Source organism: Micromonospora coerulea (genome assembly GCF_016598485.1).
GTDB classification, from domain to species: domain Bacteria; phylum Actinomycetota; class Actinomycetes; order Mycobacteriales; family Micromonosporaceae; genus Micromonospora; species Micromonospora coerulea.
Map to the genome: position 1 here is coordinate 113,823 of NZ_JAEMUW010000008.1, position 15,166 is coordinate 128,988.

A 15,166-nucleotide genomic window follows, 5' to 3' on the forward strand; every position below is an offset into this window, starting at 1 on the left:
GGTCAGGGTGGGCGGGTCAGGGCCGGTCGGGTCCCGGCGCCCCGGCCTGCGGGGTGCCGCGGTCCGGCGGGTCGGTCTCCGGAGTGAGCAGCGCGGCGAGCTGGCGTTTCCAGGTGTGCAGCAGGGCGGTCCGGCGGGCCGAGTCGTCGTTGAGCAGGTTGGCCACGCCGAGCCCACGGAGCAGGTCGAGGGTGGCCTGCACGGCCTCCCGGACGCCCGGGCGGCGCTCGTCCACGCCGAGCAGCGCGACGGTGAGCCGGTGCATCTCGCGGCCGACCCGGGCCTCCAGCGGCACCAGCGCGCCGCGTAGTTCGGCGTCGGTGCGGGCGGCGACCCAGAGTTCGAGCGCGGCGACGAAGAGCGGGCCGGTGAACGCGGCGGCCAGCAGGTCGATCACCCGGTCGAGCCGGCGCGGGCCGGCCGGCAGGGCCTCGGCCTCGATGCGCAGCTCCTCGGCCCGGCGCTCGGCGAGATGGGCGACGGCGGCGGTGACCAGGGCCGCCTTGGTCGGGTAGTGGTGCAGCTGGGCGCCCCGGGAGACGCCCGCCCGGGCCGCGACGACGGTGGTGGTGGTGCCGGACCAGCCGTGCTCGACCAGGCACTCGACGGTCGCCTCCAGCAGCCGGGCCTGGGTGGCGCGGCTGCGCTCCTGCTGAGGGACACGGGTCGATGCGGCGGGCACGGGGACAGCGTGCCGCGCGCGAAACAAACAGTCAAGACTGACTTTTTCAGGGTTGGTAGCGCCGGTGGTAGAAGGTGAAGCTCGCTCTGGAGCTGATGTCACAGACGATTCAGCTCCAATGGGCTCCGCCACCAACCGTCCGGGTGCTGGCCGGCGGCCGCCGGCAGGGCACGTCCGGTCGGAGTTGGGCCGGCAACCCGGCACTGCCCTCGGTCAGCGGCCGTCACGCGGGCCGAACACGGCGAGGGCGTCGGCGTCGCTGTGTCGGGAACGCAGGTACTCGTCAGCCCACTCGGCGGCGTCCGGGAACGCCGACTCGGCCGCCACCCGGGCGCAGGCGGCGTCCACGTCGTACCCGGTCCGGCGGAGCTGGACGCCGGGGCCGAGCAGCGCCCACCAGGCACCCGCCCCGCCGTACGGCATGCCGACGCTGCCCGGGTTGACCACCAGGCGGCGGTCGACGAGCCGGGTGAACGGCATGTGGGTGTGCCCGCAAACCACCGTGCCGACCTCGGCCGGCAGCCCGGCGAAGACCTCCGCCCAGCGGGCCGGCCGGGAGTCGACCAGCACCACCTCCTCGTCGTCCCGGGGCGTGGCGTGGCAGAACAGCACCTCGCCCAGGCCCGCGACCGGCAGGGTGACGGTGAGCGGCAGCGCGGCCAGCCGGGCCACCTGGTCGTCGCGGAGCTGCGCCGCCGCCCAGTTCGAGACGTCGTGCGGGGAGGGTCGGCCGGACCGCGCCTCGACCAGCTCGCGCTCGCCGTTGCCGCCCACCCAGCAGGCCCGGTCGCCGAGCGCGGTGAGCAGGTCCAGCACCTCCACCGGCTGTGGTCCGGCGGCGATGTCCCCGGTGAGCACGATCAGGTCGGCGGCGACGACGTCCGGCTCGGCCAGGACGGCCTCCAGCGCCGGCAGCGCGCCGTGGATGTCGGAGAGGACGGCGACACGTTTCAGCATCAGCCCACCGTGCCGGTCCGGCCGCCGCCCGTCGAGGGGGTTCTGCGTCGGGCAGAAACGACGACGGGGACCGGCCCCGGAGGGCGGTCCCCGTCGTGTCCGGGTGTGGGTCAGACCCGCGCGCGGCGGGCCAGGCGCTCCGGATCGAGGATGATGATGCTCTTGCCGTCCAGCCGGAGCCAGCCCCGCGAGGCGAAGTCGGCGAGGGCCTTGTTGACGGTCTCCCGGGAGGCGCCGACGAGCTGGGCGATCTCCTCCTGGGTCAGGTCGTGGGTCACCCGCAGCACGCCGCCGTCCCGGGTGCCGAACCGGCCGGCCATCTGGAGCAGGTTCTTGGCGACCCGCCCGGGCACGTCGGTGAAGATCAGGTCGGCCAGCGAGTCGTTCGTCCGGCGCAGCCTGCGGGCCAGCACCCGCAGCAGCTGCTCGGCGATCTCCGGCCGGTTGTTCAGCCACGGCCGCAGCGCCTGCTTGCGCAGCCGCACCAGCCGGGTGTCGGTCACCGCGGTGGCCGTCGCCGTCCGCGGGCCGGGGTCGAACAGCGACAGCTCGCCGACCATGTCGGACGGGCCCATCACCGCGATCAGGTTCTGCCGGCCGTCCGCCGCCCGGCGGCCGACCTTGATCTTGCCGGACAGCAGGATGTAGAGACTGTCACCGGGCTCGCCCTCGTTGAACACGATCTCGCCCTTACGGACCTCGATCGTCTCCATCTCCTTGGCGAGCGCCTCGGCAGCCTCCGGGTCGACACCCTGGAAGATGCCGCTGCGGGCCAGTACCTCGTCCATCGGTCACCTCCACCAGCGCGTGCCGTCCGTCGGCCGGGTCCGCCGTCCGCTGATCCCCTCGCGCGCCGCCAGTCTAGGCGCACGCGAGCGCGAATCAGAGGTGCACCCCTGGAATCTTGATCGTTGGACGTAACCTGCCCGACCTGATCAAGGACTAGGATTCCGCCGCCGGTACGGGTGGTCGCCACCCCTCCCCACCTCGATCGTAGGGTCAGTGCCGTGCTGAGCGAGCCCTTCCTGACCACCCGCCACGAGGACGGGTGCGACATCCCGCTGCTGGTGTGGCGGGCCGCCGCGCCGCTGCTGGCGGTCGGCAGCGCCCCGCTGGGCGGCGGGATCGGCGTACGGCGCTGGGTGGTCAACGCGACCGTGCCGATGTCGTACCACCGCGACGACCCCGCCGCCCACCTGGCCGAACTCGCCGCCGGCCTCGATCTCGACGGCCCCGGGGTCGGGCTGCTGACCGGGGTCGACGTGGCGGAGGTGGTGACCGGGGTCGACAGCGGCGTACGGGTCTGGGCGACGGTCGGGCTCGGCACCCCGGTCTGGGCCGCCGCGCCCGCCCCGGCGCCGCCCGCGCAGCGGGTCGGCACGATCAACATCGTGGTGTACGTCCCGGCCCGGCTCGGCGACGCCGCCCTGGTCAACGCCGTGGCCACCGCCACGGAGGCGAAGGCGCAGGCGATCTGGAAGCTGGGCCTGCCGGCCACCGGCACGCCCACCGACGCGGTCACCGTGCTCTGCCCCGCCGACGGCGAGCCGGCCCCGTACGGCGGTCCGCGCTCGACCTGGGGCGCCCCGCTGGCCCGCGCGGTGCACGCGGCCGTGCTCGCCGGCGGCGCCGGCACCGTCGTGCCCTGGTCGGACCGGCGGGCCGGCTGAGCCCCGCCCCGGCTGCGGTCGGGCCGGTTTTCCAGCCGATCGGCCCTCGTCGGAGCGTTTGCCGCGCGGTAGCGTCGCGGGCGATGTATGCTCCCGCCCCCGCCGTGTCCCGCCCGCGCCGCCGCCTGGCCGCCGTCGGCGCGCTGGTCGTCGCGCTCCTCGCCGGCGGCTGCGCCGAGGACGCCGGCGGCGCCCCGGTCTGGCAGCAGGGTGCGGGTGGCGGCTCGACCGGCTCACCGATCCCGCTCGACCCCATCGGCTCGCCGGCGCCCGGCCCGTCCGACGCCGCCGGGCGGGCCATCTCGCTCGCCGCGACCGGCGACGTGATCATGGGCAACGCCCCGTCCCGGCTGCCCGCCGACGACGGCGAGGGCTTCTTCGACCAGGTCAAGGCGGCGCTCAAGGCAGACCTGGTGATGGGGAACCTGGAGGAGCCGCTCACCGAGGACACCGGCGCCGGCAAGTGCGGGCCGGAGCCGCAGAACTGCTACCAGTTCCGGGCGCCCCCGGGGTATGCGGCACACCTGCGCGACGCCGGGTTCGAGCTGCTCAACCAGGCCAACAACCACGGCTACGACTACGGCCCCAAGGGCTACCAGAACACCCAGCGGGCGCTGGAGAAGCACGGCCTCAAGCACACCGGCGCGCCCGACCAGATCACCGTGGTCGAGGTCGAGGGCGTGCAGGTCGCGGTCGTGGGCTTCTCGTCGTACGTCTGGTCCAACAGCCTCGTCGACATCGGCTCGGCGAAGCGGGTGGTGGCGAAGGCGGCCACCATGGCCGACCTGGTCGTGGTGCAGGTGCACATGGGCGCCGAGGGCGCCGACCGGAGCCACGTGAAGCCGGGCACCGAGATGTTCTTCGGCGAGAACCGGGGCGACCCGATGCGCTTCTCGCACGCGGTCATCGACGCGGGGGCGGACCTGGTCGTCGGGCACGGCCCGCACGTGCTGCGCGGGATGGAGTTCTACCGGGGGCGGCTGATCGCGTACAGCCTGGGCAACTTCGCCGGCGGGGGGAAGTCGCTGAACAGCTCCGGCCGGCTCGGTTGGGGCGGCGTGCTGAAGGTGTCGCTGAAGCCGGACGGCAGCTTCGCCGGCGGGACGTTCACCTCGACCGCGATGAACGGCGTGGGCCGGCCGGCGATCGACCCCGACCACCGGGGCCTCGGGCTGGTCCGGGAGGTCAGCCGGGCCGACTTCCCGAAGACCGGGGCGCGGCTCGACACCGCGGGGCGGATCACCGCGCCGTAGCCCGGCCCCGGGCGGCCCGCGCCCGCGTGGGCCCCTCGGGACGTCACCGTCGCGACGTAGGCTGGCCGGCGTGACCACCAGTACCCCCGAGACCGACCTCGGCCGTACGCGCCGCGCCCGGCGGATCGGCCGGGCGCTGACCGAGACGCACCCCGACGCGCACTGTGAACTCGACCACTCCAACGCGCTGGAGCTGGCCGTCGCCACCATCCTCTCGGCGCAGTGCACCGACAAGAAGGTCAACGAGGTCACCCCGAAGCTCTTCGCCCGTTACCGGAGCGCCGCCGACTACGCCGGGGCGGACCGGACGGAGCTGGAGGAGCTGATCCGGCCGACCGGGTTCTACCGGAACAAGACCAGCTCCCTGATCAACCTGGGCCAGGCCCTGTGCGAGCGGTACGACGGCGAGGTCCCCGGCAAGCTGGCCGACCTGGTGACGCTGCCCGGAATCGGCCGCAAGACCGCCAACGTCATCCTCGGCAACGCCTTCGGCGTCCCCGGCATCACCGTCGACACCCACTTCCAGCGGCTCGTCCAGCGGTGGCGGCTGACCACCGAGACCGACCCGGTCAAGATCGAGCATGCGATCGGGGCGCTCTACCCGAAGCGCGACTGGACCATGCTGTCGCACCGGATCATCTTCCACGGTCGGCGGGTCTGCCACGCTCGCAAGCCGGCCTGCGGCGCCTGCACCTTGGCGAAGCTCTGCCCGTCGTACGGGACCGGGCCGACCGAGCCGGGGGCGGCCGCCAAGCTGCTCAAGGGCCCCCGGGCCCGGGACCTGGCGGCGGCCGTCGGGATCGACCCGGACCTGGTGCCGCAGCAGGCCGTCGCGGCGGAGGTGCCGTGAACCGCCGACTCGTGGCCCTGCTCGTCCCGGCGCTGCTGGCGGTCGCCGGCTGCAGCGCCACCGACCAGCCGGCGGCCCCGCCGCCCGCCGCCCGGGCCGAGCGGCCCTCGCCGTTCGCCGACTGCGCCACGCTGACCGCCGCGCCGGCCTCGGCCGTCCCCGCGCCCACCGCCGGCCAGGGCGCGCCGCTGCCCGAGCTGACCCTCTCCTGCTTCACCGGGGGTGCCCCGGTGAACCTGCGCGCGGTGCGGGGCCCGGCAGTCATCAACGTCTGGGCGTCCTGGTGCCCGCCGTGCCGCAAGGAGCTGCCCGCCTTCCAGCGGCTCAGCGAACGCGCCGCCGGCCGGTTCCAGGTGATCGGGGTGAACAGCCGGGACAGCCGCGGCGGCGCCCAGTCCATCGGCGAGGACTTCGGCGTCCGCTTCCCGATGCTGGTCGACCAGGGCGACGCGTTCGAGCGCGCGCTCAACCGGAACGCCTTCCCGCTGACCGTCTTCGTCGGCGCCGACGGCCGGGTCCGGCACACCGACTCGACCGGTGCCCTCGACGACGCCACGCTCACCGCGCTGGTCCGCACCCACCTCGGCGTGGCGGTGGACGCGTGAGCGGCGCGGAGGGAGCCGGTTCTGCGAGTCCCGCAGTCGCGAACAGCGGTGGCCCGGTGAGCAGGCGGCCGCCGGAGTGGCTGGAGCCGCTGCTCGACCGACTGGGCAGTGCCCGGGCGGAGGACTTCACCCGGCTCACCACGCCGGAGAGCGGCGGCCGGGAGAGCGCCGTGCTGGTGCTGCTCGGCGAGGAACCGGACGGCGGCCCTGACGTGCTGGTCCTCCAGCGCGCCGCGACGCTGCGCAACCACGCCGGCCAACCGGCCTTCCCGGGCGGTGCGGCCGACCCGGAGGACGCCGACGCCAGCGCCACCGCGCTCCGTGAGGCGAACGAGGAGGTCGGGCTCGACCCGACCAGCGTCACCGTTCTCGCCCAACTGCCGAAGCTCTGGATCCCGGTCAGCGACTTCGTGGTCACCCCCGTGCTGGCCTGGTGGCACGCCCCGCACCCGGTGCATCCCCGGGAGCCGGCCGAGGTCGCGCACGTCGCCCGCCTGCCCGTCACCGAGCTGGTCGACCCGGCGAACCGGATGCGGGTCCGCCACCCGAGCGGCTGGATCGGCCCGGCCTTCTCGGTCCGCGGCATGCTGGTCTGGGGGTTCACCGCCGGGGTGCTGGCCACGCTGCTGGAGATGGGTGGCTGGGCCCGCCCGTGGCCGCCCGGCCGGGTGGTGGAGCTGCCGCCGACCGCCGCCGCCCCGGCGCCCTCGGCCGGCACCGACGAGGTGGACGAGAGCCCGGTCCGCTGACCTGAAGGTCACGTTGCGCGAGCGGTGGGCCGCTTCCGTGCCACCTGCCCGTACCCTGGACGCGTGTCCGTCGTGGATCTCGTCCTGCTCCTGCTCATGCTCGTGTTCGCGGTCAGCGGATACCGCCAGGGCTTCGCCATCGGGGCGCTGTCGCTCTCGGGCTTCTTCGTGGGCGCGCTGATCGGCCTCCAGGTCGGCCCGCTGATCGCCCGGCAGTTCGTGGACAGCGGGATACGCGTGCTGATCTCTCTGGTGGCGATCTTCGGGCTGGCGGTGCTGGGTCAGGCGCTCGCCGGCTGGCTCGGTTCGCACCTGCGCAAGACGATCACCAACGACGTGGCCAAGCGGCTCGACGACCTCGGCGGCGCGCTCGTGTCACTCCTCGCGGTCATGCTGGTGGCCTGGCTGGTCGCGGTGCCGCTGGGCTCCTCCGCGGTACCCTGGGTGGCCTCCTCGGTCCGTAACAGCGCACTGCTCACCGTGGTCGACCGGATCCTGCCGGACAAGGCCCAGGAGCTCTCCACCGCGCTGCGCGACACGGTCGACACCAACGGCTTCCCGGACGTGTTCGGGGATCTCGCGCCGACCCGGGCCCGGCAGGTCTCGCCGCCCGACCCGGCGCTCGCCGGCTCCACCGTGGTGGCCAACAGCCAGCGGGCGGTGGTCAAGGTGCTGGGCTCCGCGCCGAGTTGCGCCCGCCGCATCGAGGGCTCCGGCTTCGTGTACGCGGACGACCGGGTGATGACCAACGCGCACGTGGTGGCCGGCACCCGCTCGGTCGCCGTCGAGTTGCGCGGCGAGCGGTACGACGGCGAGGTGGTCGTCTACGACCCGGAGCGGGACCTCGCCGTGCTGCACGTACCCGGGCTGCCCGGCCCGTCCCTGCGGTTCGCCGCCGGGCAGGCCGGCAGCGGCGCGGACGCGATCGTGCTGGGCTTCCCCCTCGACGGCCCGTACGACGCCCGCCCGGCCCGGGTGCGCGACGTGGACCGGATCACCGGGCCGGACATCTACGCCGCGGGGGACGTGACCCGGGAGATCTACACCATCCGGGCGCTGGTGCGCAGCGGCAACTCCGGCGGCCCGCTGGTCTCGGCCAACGGGCTGGTGCTCGGGGTGATCTTCGCGGCGGCGGCCGACGACCCGAACACCGGCTTCGCGGTCACCGCCGCCGAGGCCCGATCGGTGGCGCTGGCCGGGGCGGAGCGTACCCGGGCGGTCGGCACCGGCGAGTGCACCTGAGCCGGCCGACGGCGCCCGACCGCGACGGCCGCCTCGTCAGCCGCCCGTGGACGCGCGGGCGGTGGCCACGTCGTCGCCCGACCGGCTGACCCCCGGGATCCTGGCGCGGCCCCAGGTCAGCGTCCGGTCGAGCACCGCCCGGGCCATGATCGCCACGCAGGTGCCGCCGTTGAGGAACGACGCCACCACGTCGCTGGGGTGGTGCATGCCCCGGTACATCCGGGTCAGCGCGACGCCCAGCGGCACCAGCACCAGCAGCGTCCACCAGGTGACCTTCGCCGGGGTGCTCTTCGCCCGGAGCGCGAGCAGCACCGCGATGCCGACGTAGAGCGCCACCGACGCCGAGGTGTGCCCGGACGGGAAGCTGGAGGTCGGCGGCGAGACGTCCATGTGCTCGACGGCCGGCCGGCGGCGGTCGATGGCCATGGTGGTGAAGAGGAAGACCAGCGCCTGCGCGGTCACCGCAGCGCACAGGAACAGCGGTTCGCGCCAGCGGTGCAGCACCAGCCGGAGCACCAGCGCCACCAGCACGGTGACCACGACGACCAGCTGGGTGCTGGCCAGCGTGCTGAACACCAGTGAGACGTCGTTCCAGCCCGCGGTGCGGTCGCCCGCCAGCTCGCGGTTGACCGCGTCCTCCACGGTGAACGGCCAGGTCCGGGCGAGCACCCGGGTGACCAGGAGACCCAGCCCCACCATGACGGCGAAGAGCAGGGCCAGGGGCAGCAGCACGCGCTTGGTCACCTGGACCGCGACATCGGACATGGGCCGCCCATTACCCGGGTGGGTGCGAAACTACGCGCGCTCCCGGCGCGCCTCGGCCGGGCCCGACCCGGCCAGTTCCGGCTCGACGCCCTCCCGGGCGGTTCGCGCCGGCCGGCGACCGGTGCGGGCCCGCCAGGTGCGGAACGCCGCCGAGGTCGCCGCCACCACGGCGAGGCCGAGCAGCCACCCGCCCAGCACGTCGCTGGTCCAGTGGACGCCGAGGGCGATCCGGCTGACGCCGGTGACCACCGCCAGCAGGATCGCGGCGGCCCAGAGCGCCCAGCGCAGCGGCCGCCGGTCGTGGGTGAACGGCAGGAAGACCAGCAGCAGCACCCCGGCGGTCAGGGTGGCGTTCAGCGCGTGCCCGGACGGGAACGAGAAGCCGGCCGCCCGGGCCACCGGGTCCAGCAGGTCCGGCCGGTGCCGGCCGACCAGCAGCTTGAGCAGCGCGCCGAGCAGCCCGCCCACCACCATCGTGGTGACCGCCCAGAGGGCCAGCCGCCGGGCCCGGCGGACCAGCAGCCAGGCGACGACGACGGCGGTGGCGACCCGCAGCGGGCCGGGCGCGAAGACGTCGGTCCAGACGCTCATCACCCGCACCCAGGCCGGATCGGCGAGGGCGTACCCGTGCAGGGCGTCGGTCACCGAGGCGTCCAGCCGGAACAGTGGCGGCCAGGCCCCCAGCACCAGCAGCGCGAGCAGGGCGAACGGCACCAGCACCAGGAACGCCGCGGTGGCGGCCACCGTGAGCCGGAGGCCCAGCGAATGGTCCGGGTCCAGGCGGCGGGCCCGCCAGGACCGCTCGACCGCGGACATCCGACTGTGTTCGCCCGACCCGTTCATGCCGCCCGACCCGTTCATGGCGTCAGCACTACCCAGCGGACGGCCCGGTCAGACCGGCCCGCGCGGCTCACCAATGCGACTGGCGGAACCGGCGGACCACCAGCGCGGCGCCGGTGACCAGGGCGACGAAGAGGGCGAGGCCGGTCCAGAGCCGTTCCGGCGGGGGCTCGTCCGGCTGGCCGGCCGGGTGGGCGGTCCACCGGCTCTGCTGCTTCGGCGGGGTGAAGCTGGACGGGTCGCCGCCCTGCCCGCCCGCCCGGTCGCCCTGCCCCGAGCCCGGCGCCCGCCCGAAGCTCACCTTCCCGGGGGAGGACTGGTCGTCGAGCGGGTTGCGTACCACCGACGGTACGTCGGCGGACAGCGCGGCGACCGGGTCCACCAGGCCGTAGCCGAAGCGATCGTCGCGGCCGGTAGGGCCGAGGTCCTTCGCGGTCGTGACCAGCCGGTTGACCACGTCCGCGGCGGACATCTGCGGGTAGCGGGCCCGGACCAGGGCGGCGGTCGCGGCGACCAGCGGGGAGGCGAAGCTGGTGCCCTGCACCCGCCAGTAGCCGTTGGGGCGGGCCCCGAAGACCGCAGTCGCCGGTGCGGTGAGCACCGTCTCGTGGCCGGTGATCGAGCCGGACCAGAGGTCGTCACTGGTGTTCAGGCCGGCGACGGCGACCACGCCGGGTTCGCGGGCCGGGTACCAGACCTTGGTGCCGGTCGAGGTGGCGAGGTTGCCGGTGCAGGCGACCACCACGACGTCCCGGGCGAAGGCGTAGTCGAGGGCCGCGGCCAGGGCCGGGCTGGTGTCGCTGCCGCCGAGGGACAGGTTGATGACGCGGGCGCCGTTGTCGACCGCCCAGCGCACCCCGGTGGCGACGATCATGGAATCGTCGTAACGGTTCTCCTGGTTGAGCACCCGGACCGGGAGGATCGTGGCGTCCGGCGCCAGTCCCACCACGCCGCGGTCGTCGTCGCGGCGGCCGGCGATCAGGCCGGCGACCGTGGTGCCGTGCCCCACCGGGTCGGGCCCGTCGACGCCCGCGGGCGATACCAGGTCGATGCCGGGCAGCACCTGGCCGGCAAGGTCCGGGTGGGAACCGTCCACGCCGGAGTCGATCACCGCGACGATCACCCCGCGCCCGGTCGAGCTGCGCCACGCGGTCTCCGCCTGCAGCTTGTCGAGCTGCCACTGCTCCGCGCGGACCTGGTCCACCCGTTCCGGGTCGGCCACCGGTGCCGGCCAGGCTGGCTCCCGGGCGGCAACCGACCGGGCCGCGACCTGCACCGACGTGGTGACGGACGCGGTGGCCGCATGGGCCGGGGCGGCGTGTGCCGGCGGGGCGAGCGGGCCGGCGACGAGGGCGGCGGCGGCCGCCACACCGAGCAGCGTGCGTCCCACCAGATGTCGGGTCGCGGTCGGAGCTGCGTGCCGATCCCTGGTCACATTCCCCAGCCATTCATCGCGACAGAAACATGCTGCTCGGAGATTACCGGGTTTCCCGTGCGTCACGGTGCAAGTCGGCGACTCCGGTCACGGGGGCGGCAGGTGGGCCAACTGGACCAGCCGGACCCCCTCACGACGGGTCACCAACCGGCCCCGCCCCGGCGGCAACGGACCCGCCTTCACCTGACCGACCAGCACCCCCTCCTCCGGGCCGCCGGACATCACCAGGCCCGCCGTGGCGAGCTCCCGCAGGCGCTGGACGATCGGCTCGAACTGGGTCCGGCCGGCGCCGCCGGCCCGGCGGGCCAGCACCAGGTGCAGCCCGACGTCCCGGGCGTGCGGCAGGTGCTCCTCCAGGGCGCGCAGCGGGTTGGTCGGCCCGCCGGCCACCAGGTCGTAGTCGTCGACCAGGACGAACAGTTCCGGCCCCGACCACCAGGACCGGCCGCGCAGCTGGGCGGGGGTGACCTCCGGTCCGGGGAGCCGGCCCTGCAGGTAGCCGGCGGCCGACTCGATCAGCTCGGTGGTGTGCGGCGCGGCGGTGCCGTACCCGATCAGGTGCGGAGTCTCGATCGTGCCCACCAGGCTGCGCCGGTAGTCGACCAGGATCACCCGGGCCTGCTCCGGCGCGAACCGGGTGATGATCGAGGTGGCCAGCGCCCGCAGGAACGACGACTTGCCGCACTCGGCGTCCCCGAAGACCAGGAAGTGCGGCTCGGTCGCGAAGTCCAGCACCACCGGCCGCAGGTCCGCCTCGGCCACCCCGACCGGGAAGGCCAGCCCGGTGGTCGCGGCGAGGTCGAGTTCGGCGTACGGCAGCACCGGCGGGAGCAGCCGCACCGGTGGAGCGCCCGGCCCGGCCCAGGCCCCGACGACCGCCTTGACCAGGTCGACCGTCTCCCCGCCGAGCGTCACGACCCGGGGCACGGCACCGAGGAAGTGCAGCCCGTCGGCGGTGATGCCCCGGCCGGCCCGCTCCGGTACGTTCGCCGCCACCGCCCGCTTCACCAGGACCGAGTCCGCCGGGTCGCCGAGGCGCAGTTCGAGCCGGGAACCGAACAGGTCGCGGATCGCCGGCCGGAAGTCGGTCCAGCGCACCGAGCTGGCCACCACGTGCACGCCGTACGACAGGCCACGGGTGGCCAGGTCGGTGACCAGCGGCTCCAGGTCCTCGTAGTCGTTGCGCAGGGTGCCCCAGCCGTCCACCACCAGGAACACGTCGCCGAACCGGTCGGTGTCCGGCTGCCCGGTGGCGATCGCCGCGGCCCGCCGCCGGCGCCACGCCGCCATCGACTCCACGCCCTGCTCGGCGAAGTGGCGTTCCCGCTCGGCCAGCAGGGCGGCGATCTCCCCGACGGTACGCCGGACCGCGGTCGGGTCGGCGCGCCCGGCGACCCCGCCGACATGGGGCAGGTCGCGCAGCACGCCGAGCGCGCCGCCACCGAAGTCGAGGGCGTAGACCTGCGCCTCGGCCGGGGTGTGGGTGAGCGCCAGCGCGCAGATCAGCGTGCGCAGCAGGCCGGACTTGCCGCTCTGCGGCTGCCCGACCACCGCGACGTGCCCGGCCGCGCCGTCCAGCGCCAGCCAGAACAGGTCCCGGCGCTGCTCGTACGGCTTGTCGACCAACGCCACCGGCACCTGGAGGGCGCCGTGCAGCTCGGGATTGGCGACGGTGAGCCCGCGTACCGGGTCCGCGCCGACCGGGCCGAGCAGCTCGTCGAGCGTGGGTGCGCGGTCCAGCGGGGGCAGCCACACCTGGTGGGCCGGGGGCCCCTGCCCGGCCAGCCGCCCGACCAGCAGGTCGAGCAGGGTCTCGGTGGGGGTGTCCTCCTCGGCGGCGGGCAGCGTGGCCGGCTCCGGCACCGGCACCAGGTGGGTGGAGAAGCCGAGCAGCCGGGGCGCACCGGCACCCGCCCCGCCGGCCGGGCCGCCCCGGCGGCGGACCGGGCCGGAGACGTACGCCGTCTTGAAGCGGACCAGCGGGTCGGTGCCGGCGCGCAGGTAGCCGTGGCCCGGCGAGCGGGGCAGCTCGTGCGCGTCGGGCACGCCGAGCACCGTCCGGGACTCCAGGGCGGAGAAGGTCCGCAGCCCGATCCGGTACGACAGGTGGGTGTCCAGTCCCCGTAGCCTCCCCTCTTCCAAGCGCTGGCTGGCGAGCAGCAGGTGTACGCCGAGCGACCGGCCGAGCCGGCCGATCTGCACGAAGAGGTCGATGAAGTCGGGCTTGGCCGACAGCAGCTCGGAGAACTCGTCGCAGATCAGCAGCAGCGACGGCAGCGGGGCGAGCGGGGTGCCGGCCGCGCGGGCCCGCTCGTAGTCGCGCACGCTGGCGAAGTTGCCGGCCCGGCGCAGCAGCTCCTGCCGGCGGACCAGCTCGCCGTTGATCGCGTCCACCATCCGGTCGACCAGCGGCAGCGCGTCGGCCAGGTTGGTGATCACCGCGGCGGTGTGCGGCAGCCGGTCGAAGGAGGCGAAGGTCGCACCGCCCTTGAAGTCGACCAGCACGAAGTTGAGCTGCTCGGAGCTGTGCGTGGCGGCCAGTCCGAGCACCAGCGTGCGGAGCAGCTCCGACTTGCCGGAGCCGGTGGCCCCGATCAGCAGGCCGTGCGGGCCCATGCCGTCCTGCGCGGACTCCTTGAGGTCCAGCTCGATGGCGCCGCCGTCGGCGCCCACCCCGATCGGCACCCGCAGCCGGTCCCGGGCCGGTCGGGGCACCCAGCCCTGCTCGGCGGTGAAGCTCTCCGGGTCGCCCAGGCCGAGCAGCTCGGGCAGGCCCGGTTCGGCGCCGGGCGGGGCGTCCGGTCCGCGTACCGTGCCGGCGAGCCGCAGCGGGGCGAGCCGGCGGGCGACCGCCTCCGCGTCGGCGAGCTTCAGCGCGTCGGCGGCGCCGACCTCGGCGGCCCCCTCGGCGGAGTGCGAGTGCAGCCGGCCGTCGCGCAGGTCGAGCAGGAGGGCGTACCGGTCGAGCAGCCGGGGCGGCGGGGTGTCCAGGTCGATGACGGTGACCGCGTCGATGCCGCCGTCGCCGGCCAGGTCGGCGGCGCCGGTCAGGTCGCCGCCGTCGAGCACCACCACCACGTGCGGCCCGTCGGTGGCCGGGCCGGCCGGGCTGAACCGGGAGCGGCTGGCCAGTACCTCGTCGAGGAGCCGTTCCAGGTCGGCGGCGGAGCTGGTGACCAGGCGGACCGGGCCGAGCGCGTCGGTGCGGGTCGGGTGCTGGGCGTGCGGCAGCCACTTGACCCACTCCCAGTGCGCCCGCCGTTCCGGGCCGGCGCAGACCGCGATCAGCAGCTCGTCCGGGGCGTGGAAGACGGCGAGCTGGGCGAGCACGGCCCGCGCGAGGGCCCGCGCGGCCGGCGAGCCGGCCCCCCGCGCGCCAGCGGGGCCGCGGACGAAGACCCGGGCGAAGCTGCGCAGCGAGAGCGCCACCGGCAGGTCCGGCACCACCGCGTACGCGTCGAGGAAGCGGCGCAGCGCCCCCGCGGTCATCGGCTCCAGCTCCTCCAGCGGCCGGGTGACCGGCGGGACGAGCGGGGTGGCCAGCGTCTGCGGGCCGACCCCCACCCGGACGACGGCGAAGTCGGGGTCCGCCGGGCGGCGTTCCCAGACCCGGTGGCTGTCCACGGTGGACCAGAGTCGGCCCGGGTCGGGGTGCCGGTAGTAGAGCCCGGCCCGCTGCGCCCCGGCGGTCTGCCGGACCCGGCGGCGCAGCGCGGTGAGGTGCCGCAGGTACTCCCGCCGGGCGGCCATCATCTCCGACTTCTTCGGGGTGCCGGTGGCGCTGCCCCACGAGGTCACCAGCATGGCCACCGAGGAGAGCCCGAACATGCCGCCCACCACGTACGAGTAGGCCCCGCCGCCACGGCCGAACATCATCGCCATCGCCACCGTGCCGCCGAGCATGGGCAGCACCATCAGTGCCTGCTGCCAGCGCCCGCCGGCGACGGCGGGGATCTCCGGCGGCGCCTCGACGGGCAGCTCGCCGACCGGGATCTCCGGCGCGGGGCGCCGCGGCGGCCGCTTGATGACGACAGTGGACACAGAGCCTCCCATGGCTCTCGGTAACCCGAGCCTGGCTCATCGTAGGTAAAGTCCTGTCGTCCGTCAGTCACCGTTCC

The 15,166-nt window shown here is 75.0% G+C and carries 13 protein-coding genes; 6 read left to right on the forward strand and 7 right to left on the reverse strand.

Annotation, left to right across the window (positions count from 1 at the left end; translation table 11 throughout):
• Nucleotides 1–16: 16 nt before the first annotated feature.
• The 3 genes from I8N68_RS13095 to I8N68_RS13105 form a co-directional block, all read right to left on the reverse strand.
• Nucleotides 17–682 carry a TetR/AcrR family transcriptional regulator gene (locus I8N68_RS13095; protein ID WP_200210205.1) on the reverse strand — a complete coding sequence of 222 codons (666 nt, stop codon included), beginning with the start codon at nt 680–682 and terminating at the stop codon, nt 17–19.
• A gap of 213 nt (nt 683–895) precedes the next feature.
• On the reverse strand, nt 896–1,639 hold the full coding sequence (locus I8N68_RS13100; RefSeq protein WP_200210206.1) for a metallophosphoesterase family protein: 744 nt from the start codon (nt 1,637–1,639) through the stop codon (nt 896–898).
• Nucleotides 1,640–1,749: 110 nt separating this feature from the next.
• A complete protein-coding gene (locus I8N68_RS13105; RefSeq protein ID WP_007466162.1) occupies nt 1,750–2,427 on the reverse strand; it encodes a Crp/Fnr family transcriptional regulator in 678 nt (225 codons plus the stop codon).
• A gap of 219 nt (nt 2,428–2,646) precedes the next feature.
• Between I8N68_RS13105 and I8N68_RS13110 the strand changes: the two genes are divergently transcribed.
• The 6 genes from I8N68_RS13110 to I8N68_RS13135 all read left to right on the forward strand — a co-directional run bounded on the left by I8N68_RS13110 (nt 2,647) and on the right by I8N68_RS13135 (nt 8,008).
• On the forward strand, nt 2,647–3,309 hold the full coding sequence (locus I8N68_RS13110; RefSeq protein WP_200210207.1) for an adenosylcobinamide amidohydrolase: 663 nt from the start codon (nt 2,647–2,649) through the stop codon (nt 3,307–3,309).
• 83 nt (nt 3,310–3,392) lie between these two features.
• Nucleotides 3,393–4,562 carry a CapA family protein gene (locus I8N68_RS13115; RefSeq protein WP_200210208.1) on the forward strand — a complete coding sequence of 390 codons (1,170 nt, stop codon included), beginning with the start codon at nt 3,393–3,395 and terminating at the stop codon, nt 4,560–4,562.
• A gap of 70 nt (nt 4,563–4,632) precedes the next feature.
• A complete protein-coding gene (gene nth, locus I8N68_RS13120; protein ID WP_200210209.1) occupies nt 4,633–5,412 on the forward strand; it encodes an endonuclease III in 780 nt (259 codons plus the stop codon).
• Complete coding sequence (locus I8N68_RS13125; protein WP_200210210.1) at nt 5,409–6,017, forward strand: TlpA family protein disulfide reductase; 609 nt, start codon at nt 5,409–5,411, stop codon at nt 6,015–6,017. Before nth ends, I8N68_RS13125 begins: the two co-directional genes overlap by 4 nt.
• Nucleotides 6,018–6,073: 56 nt before the next feature.
• Nucleotides 6,074–6,766, forward strand: coding sequence for an NUDIX hydrolase (locus I8N68_RS13130; RefSeq protein WP_200210211.1), 693 nt, complete (start codon nt 6,074–6,076; stop codon nt 6,764–6,766).
• 63 nt (nt 6,767–6,829) lie between these two features.
• Complete coding sequence (locus tag I8N68_RS13135) at nt 6,830–8,008, forward strand: MarP family serine protease (RefSeq protein ID WP_200210212.1); 1,179 nt, start codon at nt 6,830–6,832, stop codon at nt 8,006–8,008.
• A gap of 36 nt (nt 8,009–8,044) precedes the next feature.
• Here I8N68_RS13135 and I8N68_RS13140 read toward each other — a convergent pair whose 3' ends face one another.
• The 4 genes from I8N68_RS13140 to eccCa form a co-directional block, all read right to left on the reverse strand.
• Nucleotides 8,045–8,773: a phosphatase PAP2 family protein gene (locus tag I8N68_RS13140; RefSeq protein WP_200210213.1), complete on the reverse strand. Its 729-nt coding sequence runs from the start codon at nt 8,771–8,773 to the stop codon at nt 8,045–8,047.
• Between the two features lie 30 nt (nt 8,774–8,803).
• Entirely contained in the window at nt 8,804–9,589 is a 786-nt protein-coding gene (locus I8N68_RS13145; RefSeq protein WP_200210214.1) for a phosphatase PAP2 family protein, read from the reverse strand.
• 94 nt (nt 9,590–9,683) lie between these two features.
• Complete coding sequence (gene mycP / locus I8N68_RS13150; RefSeq protein WP_307812813.1) at nt 9,684–11,003, reverse strand: type VII secretion-associated serine protease mycosin; 1,320 nt, start codon at nt 11,001–11,003, stop codon at nt 9,684–9,686.
• A gap of 132 nt (nt 11,004–11,135) precedes the next feature.
• Complete coding sequence (gene eccCa, locus I8N68_RS13155) at nt 11,136–15,089, reverse strand: type VII secretion protein EccCa (RefSeq protein WP_200210215.1); 3,954 nt, start codon at nt 15,087–15,089, stop codon at nt 11,136–11,138.
• Nucleotides 15,090–15,166 lie beyond the last annotated feature (77 nt).